General features: G+C 69.2%; 13 protein-coding genes and 2 pseudogenes. 4 read left to right on the top strand and 11 right to left on the bottom strand.

Annotated elements, in window-relative coordinates; genetic code table 11:
- Positions 1-119: 119 nt before the first annotated feature.
- A complete protein-coding gene (locus tag BZY54_RS55305; protein WP_143668007.1) occupies positions 120-296 on the bottom strand; it encodes a helix-turn-helix domain-containing protein in 177 nt (58 codons plus the stop codon).
- 514 nt (positions 297-810) lie between these two features.
- Here BZY54_RS55305 and BZY54_RS05385 point away from each other — a divergent pair.
- Positions 811-1,307, top strand: a pseudogene (locus tag BZY54_RS05385) (IS5 family transposase); the annotation flags it as partial.
- A gap of 144 nt (positions 1,308-1,451) precedes the next feature.
- On the opposite strand, the pseudogene BZY54_RS05380 reads toward BZY54_RS05385, so the two are convergent.
- From BZY54_RS05380 to BZY54_RS05365, 4 genes and pseudogenes are all read right to left on the bottom strand, one after another.
- A pseudogene (locus BZY54_RS05380) lies at positions 1,452-1,844 on the bottom strand (transposase); the annotation flags it as partial.
- Between the two features lie 308 nt (positions 1,845-2,152).
- The gene (locus tag BZY54_RS05375; protein WP_086723380.1) at positions 2,153-2,917 is read right to left on the bottom strand and encodes an SDR family NAD(P)-dependent oxidoreductase; all 765 of its coding nucleotides are present in this window, start codon (positions 2,915-2,917) and stop codon (positions 2,153-2,155) included.
- A gap of 259 nt (positions 2,918-3,176) precedes the next feature.
- The gene (locus BZY54_RS05370; RefSeq protein WP_086723379.1) at positions 3,177-3,875 is read right to left on the bottom strand and encodes an MFS transporter; all 699 of its coding nucleotides are present in this window, start codon (positions 3,873-3,875) and stop codon (positions 3,177-3,179) included.
- A 91-nt stretch (positions 3,876-3,966) separates the two neighbouring features.
- On the bottom strand, positions 3,967-4,824 hold the full coding sequence (locus BZY54_RS05365; RefSeq protein WP_086723378.1) for a helix-turn-helix transcriptional regulator: 858 nt from the start codon (positions 4,822-4,824) through the stop codon (positions 3,967-3,969).
- Positions 4,825-4,977: 153 nt separating this feature from the next.
- On the opposite strand from BZY54_RS05365, the gene BZY54_RS05360 reads away from it, so the two are divergent.
- Positions 4,978-6,363, top strand: a complete 1,386-nt coding sequence (locus BZY54_RS05360; protein ID WP_086723377.1) for a DHA2 family efflux MFS transporter permease subunit — start codon at positions 4,978-4,980, stop codon at positions 6,361-6,363.
- A gap of 303 nt (positions 6,364-6,666) precedes the next feature.
- Here the strand turns inward: BZY54_RS05360 and BZY54_RS05355 are convergent, their stop codons facing one another.
- The 3 genes from BZY54_RS05355 to BZY54_RS05345 all read right to left on the bottom strand — a co-directional run bounded on the left by BZY54_RS05355 (position 6,667) and on the right by BZY54_RS05345 (position 9,763).
- The gene (locus BZY54_RS05355; protein ID WP_086723376.1) at positions 6,667-7,545 is read right to left on the bottom strand and encodes an aldo/keto reductase; all 879 of its coding nucleotides are present in this window, start codon (positions 7,543-7,545) and stop codon (positions 6,667-6,669) included.
- A gap of 466 nt (positions 7,546-8,011) precedes the next feature.
- Positions 8,012-8,677, bottom strand: a complete 666-nt coding sequence (locus BZY54_RS05350) for an SDR family NAD(P)-dependent oxidoreductase (RefSeq protein WP_086723375.1) — start codon at positions 8,675-8,677, stop codon at positions 8,012-8,014.
- A 69-nt stretch (positions 8,678-8,746) separates the two neighbouring features.
- The gene (locus BZY54_RS05345; protein WP_086723374.1) at positions 8,747-9,763 is read right to left on the bottom strand and encodes a zinc-dependent alcohol dehydrogenase family protein; all 1,017 of its coding nucleotides are present in this window, start codon (positions 9,761-9,763) and stop codon (positions 8,747-8,749) included.
- Positions 9,764-9,956: 193 nt separating this feature from the next.
- On the opposite strand from BZY54_RS05345, the gene BZY54_RS05340 reads away from it, so the two are divergent.
- Both BZY54_RS05340 and BZY54_RS05335 read left to right on the top strand, forming a co-directional pair.
- Positions 9,957-10,847: a helix-turn-helix transcriptional regulator gene (locus BZY54_RS05340; protein WP_086723373.1), complete on the top strand. Its 891-nt coding sequence runs from the start codon at positions 9,957-9,959 to the stop codon at positions 10,845-10,847.
- Positions 10,844-11,308 carry an aldo/keto reductase gene (locus tag BZY54_RS05335; protein WP_279634656.1) on the top strand — a complete coding sequence of 155 codons (465 nt, stop codon included), beginning with the start codon at positions 10,844-10,846 and terminating at the stop codon, positions 11,306-11,308. Before BZY54_RS05340 ends, BZY54_RS05335 begins: the two co-directional genes overlap by 4 nt.
- Positions 11,309-11,435: 127 nt before the next feature.
- Here the strand turns inward: BZY54_RS05335 and BZY54_RS05330 are convergent, their stop codons facing one another.
- From BZY54_RS05330 to BZY54_RS05320, 3 genes are all read right to left on the bottom strand, one after another.
- Positions 11,436-12,164, bottom strand: a complete 729-nt coding sequence (locus BZY54_RS05330) for an SDR family NAD(P)-dependent oxidoreductase (RefSeq protein WP_086723372.1) — start codon at positions 12,162-12,164, stop codon at positions 11,436-11,438.
- 184 nt (positions 12,165-12,348) lie between these two features.
- Positions 12,349-13,608: a multidrug effflux MFS transporter gene (locus BZY54_RS05325; RefSeq protein WP_086723371.1), complete on the bottom strand. Its 1,260-nt coding sequence runs from the start codon at positions 13,606-13,608 to the stop codon at positions 12,349-12,351.
- A 240-nt stretch (positions 13,609-13,848) separates the two neighbouring features.
- Entirely contained in the window at positions 13,849-14,985 is a 1,137-nt protein-coding gene (locus tag BZY54_RS05320; RefSeq protein ID WP_086723370.1) for an XdhC family protein, read from the bottom strand.
- Positions 14,986-15,148 lie beyond the last annotated feature (163 nt).

Here is a 15,148-nt window from a genome sequence, read left to right as displayed (position 1 = left end):
ACGACCCCATCCCACGAACCAACGACCCAGTCACCAAAACCTACATCCCACAACAGCAGCAATCTAGAACATTACCGAGAGGTCATTGATTCCGGCCGCTCACGGCCCCGCAAATGCATTCACCGGCCTGCCACTCGCTGTTGCTTCACCCAGGCTTCGACTTCTGACACCTTGAACCGGATCTTGGCATTCGGTCCTGGACCGAACCTGTACATTGCCAGTCCCGAACGCGCGGCGTTCTTGTAAAGCCAAGAGACGGACACGTTCAAATAATCTGCCGTTTCCCCAATGTCCATGAACCGCACCTTCACAGCCTTTCCTTAGATCCGCTACGCAACTGTTCAGCAGCGCCCAGGTTGCTTCTACAAGTCCTTGTCATGGGGCACATGATCTACCTGGTCGCCGCACGCCGACACAGATACTCCGCAGGATTGCCGGTTTGGCTAACCGGCGATCGTCGGCTATGTTCCGCTGGCGTCGATGCCCGCGACGTATCGTCGGAGGACGGTGCCGAACCGGAGCCGACGGCAGTCGGCGAGCCGCAGTCCGGTCGAAGAGCGGCGCGAAGGAGTCACCGACGCGACACATACGCTCGCGCTACGCGTAGCGATACGGACGGAGATTGAGAGCCGCTGATGGCGGTGCCAGAGCATTACGTCCGCCGCCATCGACAGCGGGGCTGAATCCGGTTGTGTGCCGAAGACCGGTTGACCGGGTCATGAGGGCGCTTCGAAGGAATCGTAGGCAACGCGGCCGCGGTCCATCATTGGCGGATGCCGCTAGTCTAGGCCGTGTCTGATAATTGATCTTGTGGCGGGTCGAGGCCAGTTGACGGATGTGGCGTGGGAGCGGATTGAGCCGCTGCTGCCGGGCTTGGATGGTCGGGGTCGGCCGTGGCGGGATCACCGGCAGGTGGTCAACGGGGTGCTGTGGCGGTTGCGGACGGGTGCTCGGTGGCGTGACCTGCCCGAGCGTTATGGGCCGTGGCAGACGGTCTACGAACGGTTCGCCCGCTGGGAGGTCGACGGGACCCGGGCCAGGCTGCTGGAGCACGTCCAGGTCCGCGACGACGCGGTGAGCCGGGTCGAGTGGGCGATCTCGGTGGACTCCACCGTCAGCCGCGCCCACCAGCACGCCGCCGGCGCCCGCAAAAAGGGGAACCCAACGGGGACAAACTGGAGGATCCGGAACGCTCGGCGGCTCGGCAGGCCCTTGGCCGGTCCCGGGGCGGACTGACGACCAAGGTGCATGTTTCAATCGACGGCCGCGGCCTGCCACTGTCAATCGTCCTCACGCCCGGCAACGTCGGCTCCAGAGCACCTCTGAGGAACAGTGCACGACGCGGGCCATCGTCTGGATTGATCACGCGGCTGAGCCTCTCACGAGCGACGGATCCCCAGGTCACAAGGTGAGGCGGACGATTGTCCTGATCAGTTATCAGACACGGCCTAGCGGGGAACCGGCCGGCGTCCAGAACCTGACCAAGCGGGGGTGGAAGGAGTCGCCTCATGCGGTTGGACGGTGATATCGCTGCAGATGCCGACTACGTAACGGATCTCTCGCTCTGCCAGGCCGGCGCGGAAGTCGGCGTTCTGGCCGTAGCCGGCATCCGCCACCACGACCGGCGGCACCAGCCCCCATCCGGCCGGTTCGTCCAGGACGTCCAGGGCGTCCAGGGCGTCCAGGGCGTCCAGGGCGTCCAGGGCCAGCCTCCACTTCTCCCGGTGCCCGACGTCCTCCGGCACACCGGTCCGCCGGCGCCGGACGGCGTCATCCGCCCACTCCTGGGGCAGGAACAGCCGCCAGTTCAGCGGGCACGAGGCCGCGTCGGAGACCGCGTGCACGCAGCGGCCAGGTGTCCCCGTGGTGGGCGGAGCCGTCGACGCGGATGCGGTCGGTGTGCTCGGCGAGCACTCCGGCGGCCTTCGTACTGCGGGTGGTCCGTTTGACCTGGTAGGGCAGCAGTCCTTGGGGATCGCAGCGAGTTCGTCAGCGGTGGCCTGACCGTACCGCTCGACCTCGTCGCGGGCGCGGCGGGCGCGACGGGGGTTGTCCGCATCGACGAGCACGGTGAGCAGCCGGTATGTCGTGTCGCCGTCCCATGTCCGGGTCTTTTCCTGGGTGTTGGCGGCCGCTAGCGCGATGGCGTGGGTCAGGCGGCGGTGTAGCCGCCGTCGACAGGGAGAGCGGCCCCGGTGACGTAGCTGGCGGCGTCGCTGCACAGCCACAGCACCGCGGCGGCGATCTCCTCGCCGGTGCCCAGACGCTTCATCGGCGTCGCGGCGAGGGTGGCGTCGAGGTCGAGCTCTCCGGCAGCGGTCATGCGGTCGACCATCGGGGTCTCGATAGTGCCGGGGCAGACCGTGTTCACGCGTACCCCGAGCGGTGCGTACTGCAGCGCAACGCTTCGTGTAAGACCGACGACGCCGTGCTTGGCGGCAGTGTAGGGGGCGCGCCCGAGGCCGCCGACGAGTCCGGCGAGGGAGGAGCAGTTCACGATCGCCCCCGACCCCTGCGCGCGCATCTGTGCGAGCTCGTGCTTGACCGACGCCCACACACCGCGCAGGTTGATCGATGCGATGGCGTCAAATGCCTCGGCCGACTCGTCCGCAGCGTCGGCTGGCGGTGTCATGATCCCCGCGTTGTTGAACGCCATGTCCAGGCGACCGAACTCGGCCACGGTCGCGTTCACGGCATCTGCGACCTGTTGCTCGTCCGAGACGTCACAGACGAGGGCGAGTGCGCGGTGCCCCTGTTCGGTGAGCTCGGCGGCCAGGCGCTCGACCTGCTCCCGATTGCGGTCGACCAGCGCGACCGCGGCTCCGTTCGCGGCGAAAGCGCGCGCGGTCGACGCTCCCATGCCCGCGCTCGCTCCGGTGACGAACGCGGCCTTGCCCGTGAAGTCGTAGGTGGCCATGTGCGTGCTCCTTGCTTGTGTCGTTGCGGAGATGCATCCATCGCATCATCTCCGCGCTTCCGCAGGGAGTCCCTGCCGAAGGAGGTACTGGCAGGGCATCTTTCGGCGGAAGCGGAGGCGTCTGCGCTGGGGACGACGGAGGAGAGTTCCGGTTCGGCTTTCTCGTACGAACGAGTAGAACGAGTAAGAGGGGAACCTATGATCGGTAGCGATGAGACCCGGGAAGTCCGCCTTGCACAGCGCCACCTGGCGGGCTCGGTCACGCCGATGCCTGCGCGAGGAGTTCCCGCTCGGTGCGGCGCTCGCGCGTCGAATAGCCGTGGCGGCGAGCTGCGACCGTGCCGACGAGCGCAGCGGCGACAAGGACAAGAATCCACCACGGCAGAGAACCGGTGCCGGTGGCCGAGAGAAGCACACCTCCGATGACGCCACCGCTGGCGATGCCGAGGTTCCAGCAGATCACCACGAGTGACTGCGCGACATCCCCGGCAGCCCCCGCGGCTTCGGCGGATGCGGTCGAGACGAGCGTCGCGGTGCCGCCGAAGCCGAACCCCCACAGTGCGGCGGAGACGTACACCAGGGCTGGGATACCGGCGAAGAACCCCAGTGTCAGCGTAGCGGGGGCAAAGAGCACGCTCGCCGCGATCATGAGCCGGCGGAGGTGCCGGTCGATCCACACCTCGGTCAGGAAGATGCTCACCAGCGACGCGACACCGAAGACCAGCAGGACGGCGTCGGCGCGACCGCCGAGGCCCACCGACGTCAGGAATGGGGCGATGTAGATATAGAGGATGTTGTGTGCGAGCACGAACGCCAGCGCCACCGAGAGGATCGGCGCAACCCCCGGAACGGTGAGCACCTGCCGCAGCGCGAGGCGCTGTGACCTGGAGGTGCCGGGGTACTCGGGAACGGCGACGTCGGTGTCGTCCTTGGCGACGGACTCCGCGACTCCGGCCACCTCGTGGTGGAGCAGGAAGGGGAAGTCGTCGCTGATGCCACCCTCGCGGTAGTGGATATCGGTGTGCGCTGGCCGTCGCCGTAGGCTCGATTCATTGGGGTGCGGCGTGTTCTTGGAGCCGGGTGAAGGCGAGGGCGTGCGGTGAAGTGGGCGTGAGCGTGTATGTGACGATGGTCAGCCCGGGGTCGGCGGGGATCTCGAGTGCGTCGTAGTCGAGGTCGAGGTCACCGACATCGGGGTGGTGAAAGCGTTGGCGGCCACTGCGGTAGTACTCGACGTCGTGAGCGTCCCAGCGCTGGGCAAATTCCTCGCTGTGAGTGGCGAGTTCGTCGATGAGGTCGGCGAGGTCGCTGTTGGTCGGGGTGCGGGCGGCTTCGGTGCGCAGGCTGCCGACGGAATCGTGCGCGATGCCCTTCCAGTCGCGGTAGAACCGCTGGGCGCGCGGATCGCGGAAGACGAAGCGGGCCAGGTTGGGCGGCTGAACTTCGGTGTCGAGGGCTTCGCGGTACAGGGCCCGCGCCAGCCGGTTGGTGGCGAGGATATCCAGGTGGGCGTTACGGACGAAGGCGGCCGCACCGGTCATCGCGTCAAGGATCTGCTGGAGGCTGGGGCGCACGTGTGCGATTCCGCCGTCGCGTCCGATGGTGCGGTGCGGGGCGTTGGCGGCGCGGACGAGGGCGGCCAGATGCGCGCGTTCGACGTCGTCGAGGCGGAGGGCGGCTGCGAGACTGTCGAGGATGTCGTCGGAGACGCCGCGCACATTGCCGCGTTCCAGGCGGGTGTAGTACTCAACGCTGATGGCGGCGAGCTGGGCCACCTCAGAGCGCCTCAGCCCGCGAACCTGGCGCCGCCCGCCTACGTCGGGCAGGCCAGCGTCCTTCGGGGTGAGGCGGGCCCGACGGCTGGTGAGGAACGTTCGGATGTCCTCGCGGACGGCATCGGCTGGCACCGCTCCAGCGTAGGCCGCCCGCCGTTGGGGGGTCCCTACCAGTACCCCTCCCAGCCGTGACTCCCAGGTCAACTCGGGTGCGTGGTTCTGTAGCCGCAGGCCGGCCGTCCGCGTCCGGAATCCGTCCCCTCCCCTGAAGGATCGCGCGACGTCATGTCTCTCATCGCCTCTCTGCGCCGCTCCACCACTGCGAGCGCGCGGGCTCCAGAACAGCATGCTGTGGCGACGCTGGCCGCCGCCGTCCTGGGGTTTTTCGTAATCACGCTCGACGCGACGATCGTCAACGTGGCTCTGCCTCCGATCCGTGACGCGCTGGGCGGCGGCATCACCGGACTGCAGTGGGTGGTGGACGGCTATACCCTGATGTTCGCCGCGTTGCTGCTGTCAGCCGGCGCCCTGTCCGACCGGATCGGAGCCCGTCGCGCGTTCGCAGGCGGACTGATTCTTTTCGTCATCGCCTCGGCTGCCTGTGGGCTTGCCCCCTCGCTGCCCGTGCTCGTGGCCGCGCGGATGGTGCAGGGCATCGGTGCGGCCGTGACCATGCCGACCTCGATGGCGCTGGTGCGGCACGCCTTCCCCGACCCGGCCCGCCGTGCTCGCGCGGTGGGGGTGTGGGCGATGGGCGGCGCCGTGGCGTCGGCGGCCGGGCCCGTGCTCGGCGGTGTGCTGAGCTTGGTGTCCTGGCGGATGATCTTCTGGATCAACCTGCCCGTCGGTGTCATCACCCTGCTGCTCCTCGCCCGCGCCCCCCACTCCCCTACCCACCCGTCACCGGTCGACTGGATCGGGCAGATCACCGGGATATTGGCCATGGGCGGGCTGACCTTCGGGGTCATCGAGGCGGGGGCCGCGGGTTTCGCGGCGCCGCGGGTCCTCGCAGCTCTCACCCTTGGGCCGGTGGCTTTCGCCGCGTTCGTGACCGCGCAGGCCAAGGTTGCCCACCCGATGGTGCCGCTTGAGCTGTTCCGATCCGCGACAGTGGCGGTCGCCACCGGGATCGGCTTCGCGTTCATGGTCGGCTTCTACGGCCTGCCGTTCCTGTTCAGCCTGTACTTCCAGCAGCAGCACGGCCTGTCCGCGCTGGGCGCCGGAATCGCGTTCTTGCCCATGATGCTGGTCAGCGCCTGCCTGACCCCGTTCTCGGCCCGGATCTCAGAGCGCACCGGCCCTCGCGTGCCGATCATCTCGGGCCTCGTCCTGATCGCGGTCGGCTCCGTCGCACTGGCCCTGGTGCCGGCGTCGGCGCCGGTGTGGGAGAGCGCGCTGCTGCTGATCCCGGTCGGGTTGGCCGGTCCGCTCGTGATGCCGCCGACCACCGCACTGCTGCTGGAGCACGTGCCCGCCCACCGGACCGGCACCGCCGGCGGCGTGTTCAACACCAGCCGCCAGGTCGGCGGCGCCCTGGCCGTGGCCGTCTTCGGCGCCCTGATCTCCGCCCCAGCCGGCTTCGAGCACGGGCTGCGCGTCAGCCTCGCCCTCGCCGCCGCAGTGACACTCAGCGCCGCTCTCGCCACGACCCGCATAACCACCGTCCGGTGACGCGGCTGGCACCGGCGTACGGCGGCGTATCGACATGGCACGCCAAGGCCCGCAAGCAGACCCGGCGGCAACTGCCCAACCAGAGGATCCGCGAGGGCTTCGCGGCAGGAGGCGTCGAAACCGGAGGCAGCTACGCCCTCGACCTGATCGGGTCGGCCGAGTGCCACTCCCTGACGAGGGATATCACCCGGAGCCGTCGACGCGGCCGCGCGCACCCGGTCCAACGGGGTGCGCGCAGTTCGCGGGCTCTGCCCCTGCACTGTCGGCGATCAGCGTCGGCCCAGGTGCGGGGCCTTTTGCCCGTCAGACAGCGGAGCTGAGGGCCTCGAACTCCTCGTCGGTGAGCCTGATGAGCGCGGCGTCAGTGTTCTCTTCCAGATGCGCGACCCGGGAAGTGCCGGGGATCGGCAGCATCACCGGGGAGCGGCGCAGCAGCCAGGCGAGGGCGAGTTGCGAAGGGCTGGTGCCGTGCTGCCGAGCTGCGGCATCCAGAGGGCCGCCCGGACGAGCGAGTTCACCGGTGGCGATGGGGAACCAAGGGATGAAGGCGATGTTCTCGGCCTCGGCGTACTCAAGGACGTCCTCGGCCGACCGGTTGGCGAGGTTGTAGAGGTTCTGCACGGAGGCGATCTCGGCGTAGGTTCGCGCTTCCTTGAGCTGCTCGACTGTCACTTCGGAAACTCCGATGTGGCGGATCTTGCCCTCCTGCTGCAGACGGGCCAGTTCGCCGATCTGCTCGGCCAGCGGGACCGTGGGGTCGATGCGGTGCAGCTGGTACAGGTCAATCCGCTCGAGCCCGAGGTGGCGCAGGCTCAGCTCCGCCTGCTGGCGCAGATATTCGGGGCGACCGTTCGGGGTCCAGTTGCTCGGCCCCGGACCCTGCCGGGTCTGGCCGCCCTTCGTGGCGATGACCAGATCGTCGGCGTACGGATGCAGAGCCTTCCGGATCAACTGCTCGTTGATCAACGGGCCGTAAGCGTCAGCGGTGTCGATGAAGTTGATGCCCAGCTCGACTGCGCGGCGCAGCACGCGGACAGCCTCGTCCGGGTCACGCGGGTCGCCCCACACTCCGGGGCCGGTCAGCTGCATGGCGCCGTAGCCGAGACGGTTGACTGCGAGATCGCCGCCCAGGTTGAAAGTGCCGGACGATTTGGCGGGACGTGCGGTGGAACGCATGCTCATGGAAATTCCTTGCTGGATGAAACAACAGAACGGGTGTGGGACCGCGGTGCGGAGGGTGTCCTGCACGCGGCAACGGGACAGTCCGGAGCAGGTGGGGGACGCGGTTGCGACGCCTGCGCTCCCGCTGGAAATCGACGTTGAGCAGCAGTTGCACAAGCCCGATGCGGGTCGGCGCTGCGTCGGTTCCGACTCCAAGGCATGCTCGTGCGCCGCAGTGGCGTGCTGGGCAACGATCCGTCCTCGGCCGGATGCACCGCTGAGAGCGAGCGCGATCGCGGGCCGTCGTGATAGACGCTCACGGCGATGTACCTCTCGGGCAGTGGACTGTCTGCTGCGGCCGTCGAGGACTGTTGACGGGAGGCGGCGGACGCAAGCGGGGTGGCGGGCGACGAGTCGGTGCAGGCCGTCACCACGCCCAGGAGTGCGGCTACGGAACGGCGCGGGTCATGGCGTCGTCCGGCCCCGTTCAGTCGGGCAGGGGCTCGGCGTAGTGCCGGAACCCGTGCCGTTCGGTGTGCATGGAGTACAGGCGCTCGGCGAGCACCTGGGGGCTGCTGTGTTCGGCGTCCGGACGGATCGCGCCGGGGATGATCAGCTGTGCGGCGTGGATGTTCTCCGGGGCCAGCGCCTCGTGGAGCATGCGCGCGTACGCGCTCTCGGCGGCGAATGCGATCGACGTGCCGGCCCGCTCGGGGTGCGGGCGCACGGCGCTGCCTCCGTTGACGAACAACAGCGTGCCGCGGCCGAGCCGCCGCATACCGGGCAGGACGGCGTTCACACAGGTGACCGGACCCTTGACAGAAAAGGCCAGGGGGTCTTCCAGGTCGGCCGCGCCGGTGTCCAGAACCGGCTTCATGAAGTCGGCACGGGGCACCGGGCTGTACTGCAGGACCTCCACCGGGCCCAGCGTCTCGGCAGCGGTGTGCAGGGCCGCGGTGAGGGTGGCGGGGTCGAGGACGTCGGCGGGAAAGGCGCCGGCTTTGATGCCGTCGTCATCCAGTGCGGCGATGAGGCTGTCCAGATGGTCGGCGCTTCGGGAGACGAGCGCGATGCTGTGCCCGGCGGCCCCGAAGCGGCGGGCGGCGGCCAAGCCGAGGCCGGGGCCGGCACCGATGAGAGCGAACGTGGTCACGGTAAGTCCTTCGCAGGGAGAAACCAGGGGGCGGACGGGCGGCGCCGCCCCCTTGGGGGTATGACTGGGTCAGGGCTTGAGCAGGGCCTTGATGGCTCGGCGTTCGTCCATGGCCTTGTAGCCCTCGGCGACCTCCGCCAGGGGCAGGGTGAGGTCGAAGACCTTGCCGGGATTGATGCGGCCGGTCAGGACGCGGTCGATCAGGTCGGGCAGGTAGCGGCGTACGGGGGCGGGGCCGCCGCGCAGGCCCACGTGGGAGAAGAACAGCTCCTGGCCGTCGACCGCCACCTCGTGCGGGACGCCGACGAAGCCGACGTTGCCGCCCGGCCGCGTCGACTGCAGCGCCTGCTGCATGGCCTGCGCTGTGCCCACGCATTCCAGGACCGAGTCGGCGCCGATCCCGCCGGTCATCTCCTTGATCCGGGCGACACCCTCCTCCCCGCGCTCGGCGACGATGTCGGTCGCGCCGAACTCCCGGGCCAGCTTCTGCCGGGACTCGTGGCGGCTCATCGCGATGATCCGCTCCGCGCCCATCTCCTTCGCGGCGATCACCGCGCACAGCCCGACCGCCCCGTCACCGACCACCACGGCGGTCGAGCCGGGCTTCACCTCCGCGGCCTCCGCCGCGTACCAGCCGGTGCCCATCACGTCGGAGACGGCCAGCAGACCCGGCCAGAACTCCTCGCCGGGCACCTCGTCGGTGGCGACCAGGGTGCCCTGGGCGTTGGGGATACGCACGTAGTCGGCCTGGCAGGTGCTCATGAACTCGCGGTTCAGACAGTTGGACTGGAAGCCGTTACGGCAGTTGGCGCAGGTGTTGTCCGATGTGGCGAAGGAGCCGACGACGAACTGTCCGGGCCTGACCGAGGTGACCTCGGCTCCGACCTCCTCGACGAAACCGACGTACTCGTGGCCCATCGGGTGCGCCTGGTCGGTCGCGTCCAGGCCACGCCAAGGCCACAGGTCCGAGCCGCAAACACAGGTCACGGCCGTGCGGATGATCGCATCGGTCGGCCTGAGGATCTTCGGGTCGTCGAGTGTCTCGAAGCGGACGTCGCCGGGGGCGTGGATCACTGCTCCGCGCATGATGGGTCCTTACGTGCTGGTGGGGCGGGTCGTGTCAGCCCCCGCGCCCTCGTGCAGTTGGCTCGGCACACCCGAAGCGCTGGGAGTGCCACGCCATCCAGATAACTCGCTTTCCGCGCGCGCATCGAGTTACCAGTAAGGGGTGTACTACCAGTGCATCGCTCCGGCAGCGTCCGGGCTTTACGGTCGAGACATGGACAACCGTGACGAGGTCCGCGAGTTCCTCACCTCGCGGCGAGCGAAGATCACCCCGGAGCAGGCCGGGCTGCCGTCCGGGAGCAGGCGGCGTGTCCCAGGACTGCGCCGCAGCGAGGTGGCCGCCCTGGCCGACATGAGCGTCGAGTACTACGCGAAACTGGAGCGCGGCAACCTCGCCGGTGTCTCCCCGGCCGTCCTGGAGGCGGTCGCCCGCGCGCTGCAGCTGGACGACGCCGAGCGCGCCCACTTTCTGCATCTGGCCCAGGCGGCCGACGGCTCCGACGTGCTCACCCGACCCCGGCGCCGCACCACCCGGCAGTGGACCCCGCACCGCAGCCTGCAGTGGACGCTGGACGCCATCACCGCCGGTCCGGCGTTCGTCCGCAACGGCCGCATGGACATCCTCGCCGCCAATCAGCTGGCCCGCGCCTTCTACTCCGATCTCTACGCCGCGGTCGGCAACCAGGCGAACCTCGCGCGCTTCAACTTCCTCGACTCCGCCTCCCGGCGCTTCTACCCCGACTGGGAGCTGTTCGCCGACATGGCCGTGGCCATCCTGCGCACCGAAGCCGGCCGTAACCCCCATGACAAGGACCTGCACGACCTCGTCGGCGAGCTGTGCACCCGCAGCGAGGAGTTCCGCGTCCGCTGGGGCGCCCACAACGTGCGCCACCATGGAACCGGCACCAAGCGGTTCCATCACCCGGCCGTCGGCGAACTCACGCTCGCCTTCGAGGGCCTGGAGATGGCCGCCGAACCCGGTCTTACCCTCACCATCTACACCGCCGAGCCCGGCTCGCCGTCCGAGGAGGGCCTGCGCCTACTCGCCTCCTTGGCCGCCACCCAAGAGACCGACTCGCCCGCGCACCAGTCGACAACAGGCTGAAGCCCCTGACCGCCTGCTCCGCAGGTGAGAACCAGTTCCTGTACAACCTGTTCGCCCGCACCATCGTGCCGGAGGTAATCCCGGCTCTGCGGTACTACGGCCTAGGGCTGATCCTTTGGAGCCCGCTGGGCGGCGGGCTCCATGGCGGCGTGCTGAAGAAGATCCAAGGCGGTCGCCATTTGACGCCGCAGATGCAGCAGACCATTGAACGGTACCGCCCCCAGCTGGAGGCGTACGAGAAGCTGTGTGCCGACCTCGGTGAACAACCCCCAGACGTCGCTCTGGCCTGGCTGCTGCACAACCCGGCCGTGACCGTCACGATCGTCGGCCCGCGCACCACGGAACAGCTCGCCACCAGCGGGCGCGCCTTTGACGTGACCCTGCCCGAGGATGCACTGGACAAGCTCGACGAGATCTGGCCCGGCCCCGGCGGCGAGGCCCCGGAAGCCTACTGCTGGTAGCCACGCGTGCCTGTGCGGCCGCCCTTCGGAGGGGCGGCCGCACAGGCATGAACGGATCTCCTGATGCCGCCCAAGGGATCACCGCCGGGCAGCATCACGCCGTTTGGCAAGCACGGCCGGTCCGTGATCAAGTGGGGACGGTGGTCGTCTCCTCGGTCAGCGCGATCAGGAGACGGTCCTGGAAGGCCTCGTCGTGGACTGCGGCGTGCGGCTGCAGTCGCCGACGGTGGTACCAGTAGCCGCCGCTCACCAGGGCCCCGGATGCGTCGCTGACGGCGAGCCACTCCTGTGTCTGGTGGCCGAGTTCCAGATCGTCCGGTGCGCCGGCGCCGCCCATCCTGGTCGGCACCCAACCCGGATCCACGGCGTTGCTCAGCACGTCCGGGCGCAGACGGGCCATCGCGGCCGCGAGCGTGGTGACGAACAGCTTGCTGTCGGCATACGAGCCCGCGCTCACGCCCCGCCAGTCGACCCCGTGGAGCGCGGGGCGCCCGCTGAAATGCGAGCTGCTGCTGAGGTACACGTGTCGGCGCGGCCCATGGAGCAGGGCCGTGAGCAGGTACGGCGCGACGATGTTGACGGGCATGACGGCAGGTCCGCTCCACACACCGGCGTTGTGGATGACGGCGTCGACCGGCTCCGCGTCGTTGAGCTCGCCGGCAATGCGCCGCACGTCATCACGCTCGGCGAAGTCACCCACGACGATGTCTGCCCCTCGGGCGACCAGTGTGTCCAGGACCGTAGCGCGCTCCTGGTTCCTGGCGTGCACCACCACGTCGTGTCCGGCTGACAGCAGCGCTTCGGCCGCGGCACGCCCGAGACCCTCTGCGGAACCGGTGACCAGGACCCGACTCACGATCGCACCGCCGCTCGAACGCAGCGCTTTGTGCCCCGCCCGTCGACACGGGCGTTGTCGGCACCACGCATGACTACTCCTTCCACAGGAGTCTCTCCTTTCCTTCAGGATCACCGGGCAGTTCACCGGGCCATCCCTTCGACGCTGACGGCCATGGTGTCCCGGACAGTGGCAGGCCGTCGGCTCAGGAGTTCACCGCCACGCGCTCGACCGGTGCACTCGAGGCGACGGCGAGTTCGGACGTCCTGGTGTGGGGGCGGATCGCCATGGCGTAGACGATCACCGCGAGTGCGGCGGAGGCGACCGTGACGAGCCCGAGCGGCACGGCGGTGCCGGCGCCGCCCAGTCCGACGAGCGGGGCGGCAATCCCGCCGAACGCGAACCGGGCCATGCCGAGGAGCGAGGACGCGGTTCCGGCGATCTCCGGGTAGTGGGCCAGGGCCAGCGAGGTGGACGGCGGGGTGGTGGCGGCCACGCCGCTGACCATGGCGAGCAGGGACAGCACCATGGCCGCCAGCGGCAGATGCAGGACGGCGGTGGCGAGCAGCACCGCCGCGCCGAGCAGGGTCATGACGAGCCCGACGACGAGGGTGCCCTTCTCGGACCAGCGCTCGGAAAGCCGGCCCGCGACGAAACCGAACACCATGAAGCCCAGAGAGTTCAGTCCGAACGCGAAGGAATAGCCCTGCGGGGAGAGCCCGTAGATGCCCTGCAGGACGTAGGTGGCGCCGCTGAGGTAGGCAAACAGGGCCGCGTTGACGAAGCCGGTGATCAGGACGGCGCCGAGGAAGACACGGTCGCCCAGCAGCCGGCCGAAGTCACGCCCGCTCTGGGCGAGCCCGCCCCCGGAGCGCTCCTGCGGGGGCAGGGTCTCGCGGAAGACGGTGAGGCAGGCGACGAGGATCACGGCACCGAGCAGGGCGAGGAAGGCGAAGATGCCGCGCCAGTCGGTGAATGCGGCGAGCTGACCGCCCATGACGGGTCCGACGATCGCCGCCAGGCCACCGATCACAGTCAGGCGGCCGTAGTAGCGCACGAGCTTGCCGCCGGAGTACAGGTCGCGTCCTGCGGCCTGGGCGATCACGATGCCCACCGCGCCGGCCAGCCCCTGCACGAAGCGCGCGGCGACCAGCGACTCGACGTTCGGGCTCAGCGCACACAGCACCGAAGTGACGATGTAGGCGACGGCACCGGCGAGCAGCGGGCGGCGCCTGCCGAACCGGTCTGACAGCGGCCCGGCGATCACCTGGCCGAACGCCAGCCCGAGCAGACACGCCGTGACGGTCAACTGCGCGGCAGAGGTCGACGCGTGCAGTTCACGGGTCAGCGCGGGCAGCACCGGCAGGTAGAGGTCCATCGAGATCGGCCCGAAGACCGTCAGCAACGCGAGAACGACACTCAGTGCACGACCGACCGTCCGCTCACGCGGCGCGGTCGGGGTCATGGGGGTGCTCACTTGGCTCCAATCGAACAAGGACGATGACACGGTGCCGCGAGGGGAACGGGCCGTCTGCGCCCGACACGGCTGAAACTCGCCCTCATCAAGAAAACCCGTTTCCCGAGCGGTGAGGGAGTTCCTCTCGAGGGGTGTACTGGCCGTACACCCCAGAGCCCGCGCCGCCTTCCGGTGGCCTGAGGTGCAGGGAAGCGCTCGCCTGGCCTGCGCCTGCCGTGTCGGCAACGCTTAGCGGGCGGCACCGGGCAACGGCAGGTGGTCCCTGTGGATCGGACCGGTCACCCGTGACAGCGGCAGACCCGTCCCCTCGTTGGCGTGTGCGACGATCTCCGCGGCGATGGACACCGCCGTCTCCTGAGGCGTACGAGCACCCAGATCCAGACCGATCGGGGAACGCAACCGGGATAGTTGCGCCTCGGCCACACCCGCCTCGCGCAGCAATCGCAGGCGCTCCTCATGTGTACGCCGCGAGCCCATCGCCCCCACGTAACCGACCCGCATGCCGAGGGCCTGACGCAGGAGCGGAATGTCGAACTTGGCGTCGTGAGTGAGGACGCAGACAACAGTGCGGGCGTCCACGGTGGCCCTCCGCAGGTAGCGGTGAGGCCAGTCGACGGTCACTTCGTCTGCGTAAGGAAAGCGCGCCGCGGTGGCGAAGACGGCGCGGGCGTCGCACACGGTGACACGGTAGCCGAGGAAGCGGCCGGCCTGGCTGAGGGCCTCGGCGAAGTCGACCGCGCCGAAGATCAGCATCAGAGGGCGGGCCGCGTGGACGTGGACGAGAGCAGCCAGTGATCCTGGGCAGTTGTCCCCGTTTCCCCCAACGGTGACCCGGGCGGTACGGCCCACCCGCAGCAAGGCCCGTGCCTCCTCCGCCAGCAGCCGGTCCACCGGCCCCCCGGGCTGCGTCCCAGGAGTCGGCCTACCGTGATCGAGCACGGTCAGGACCGTACCGACGACATCGTCGGGGCCGTCGACCACGTGTGCCACCGCAACGGGCCGGCCGCGTGCGACGTCGGAGAGGGCTGTGGTGAGGTGCGGCTGTTCTATGGGATCGATGCGCTGGACGAAGACGTCGAGCTCTCCACCGCAGGTGAGGCCGACAGCAAAGGCGTCGTCGTCGGAGTAGCCGAACTGGGCGCGTTGAGGGGCTCCTCCGCCCCGCAGTACCTGTCGGCACAGTTCGTAGACCGCGCCCTCGACGCATCCGCCCGAGATGCTGCCGACCGCGTGGCCGTCGGCGTCGACCGCCACCGAGGTGCCGACCGGCAGTGGCGCGCTGCCGGTGACGGCGACGACAGTGGCGAGGGCGAAGGGGCGTTCTTCGCGGCACCAGCGGTGCAGTGTGTCCGCGATGTTCAGCATGGATGGTTCTCCGTGGTGACGGGCGCGGAGAGTCGGACGGGCCGCCGCCGCGCCGTGGGGAGTGATTCTGCGCGGCGGCGGCCCTGAGTCGTCCGGCAGCACAACGGGGCATCGGCTGCCGGACCAGGAAGGAGCGCCCCGAACCAGGGTTTCGTATTCCCCA

This window comes from Streptomyces carpinensis, from assembly GCF_002154505.1.
In the GTDB taxonomy this organism is placed as follows: domain Bacteria; phylum Actinomycetota; class Actinomycetes; order Streptomycetales; family Streptomycetaceae; genus Streptomyces; species Streptomyces carpinensis.
Note: the sequence above shows the minus strand (reverse complement) of the source record. Positions and strands in the feature narration are given on the sequence as shown.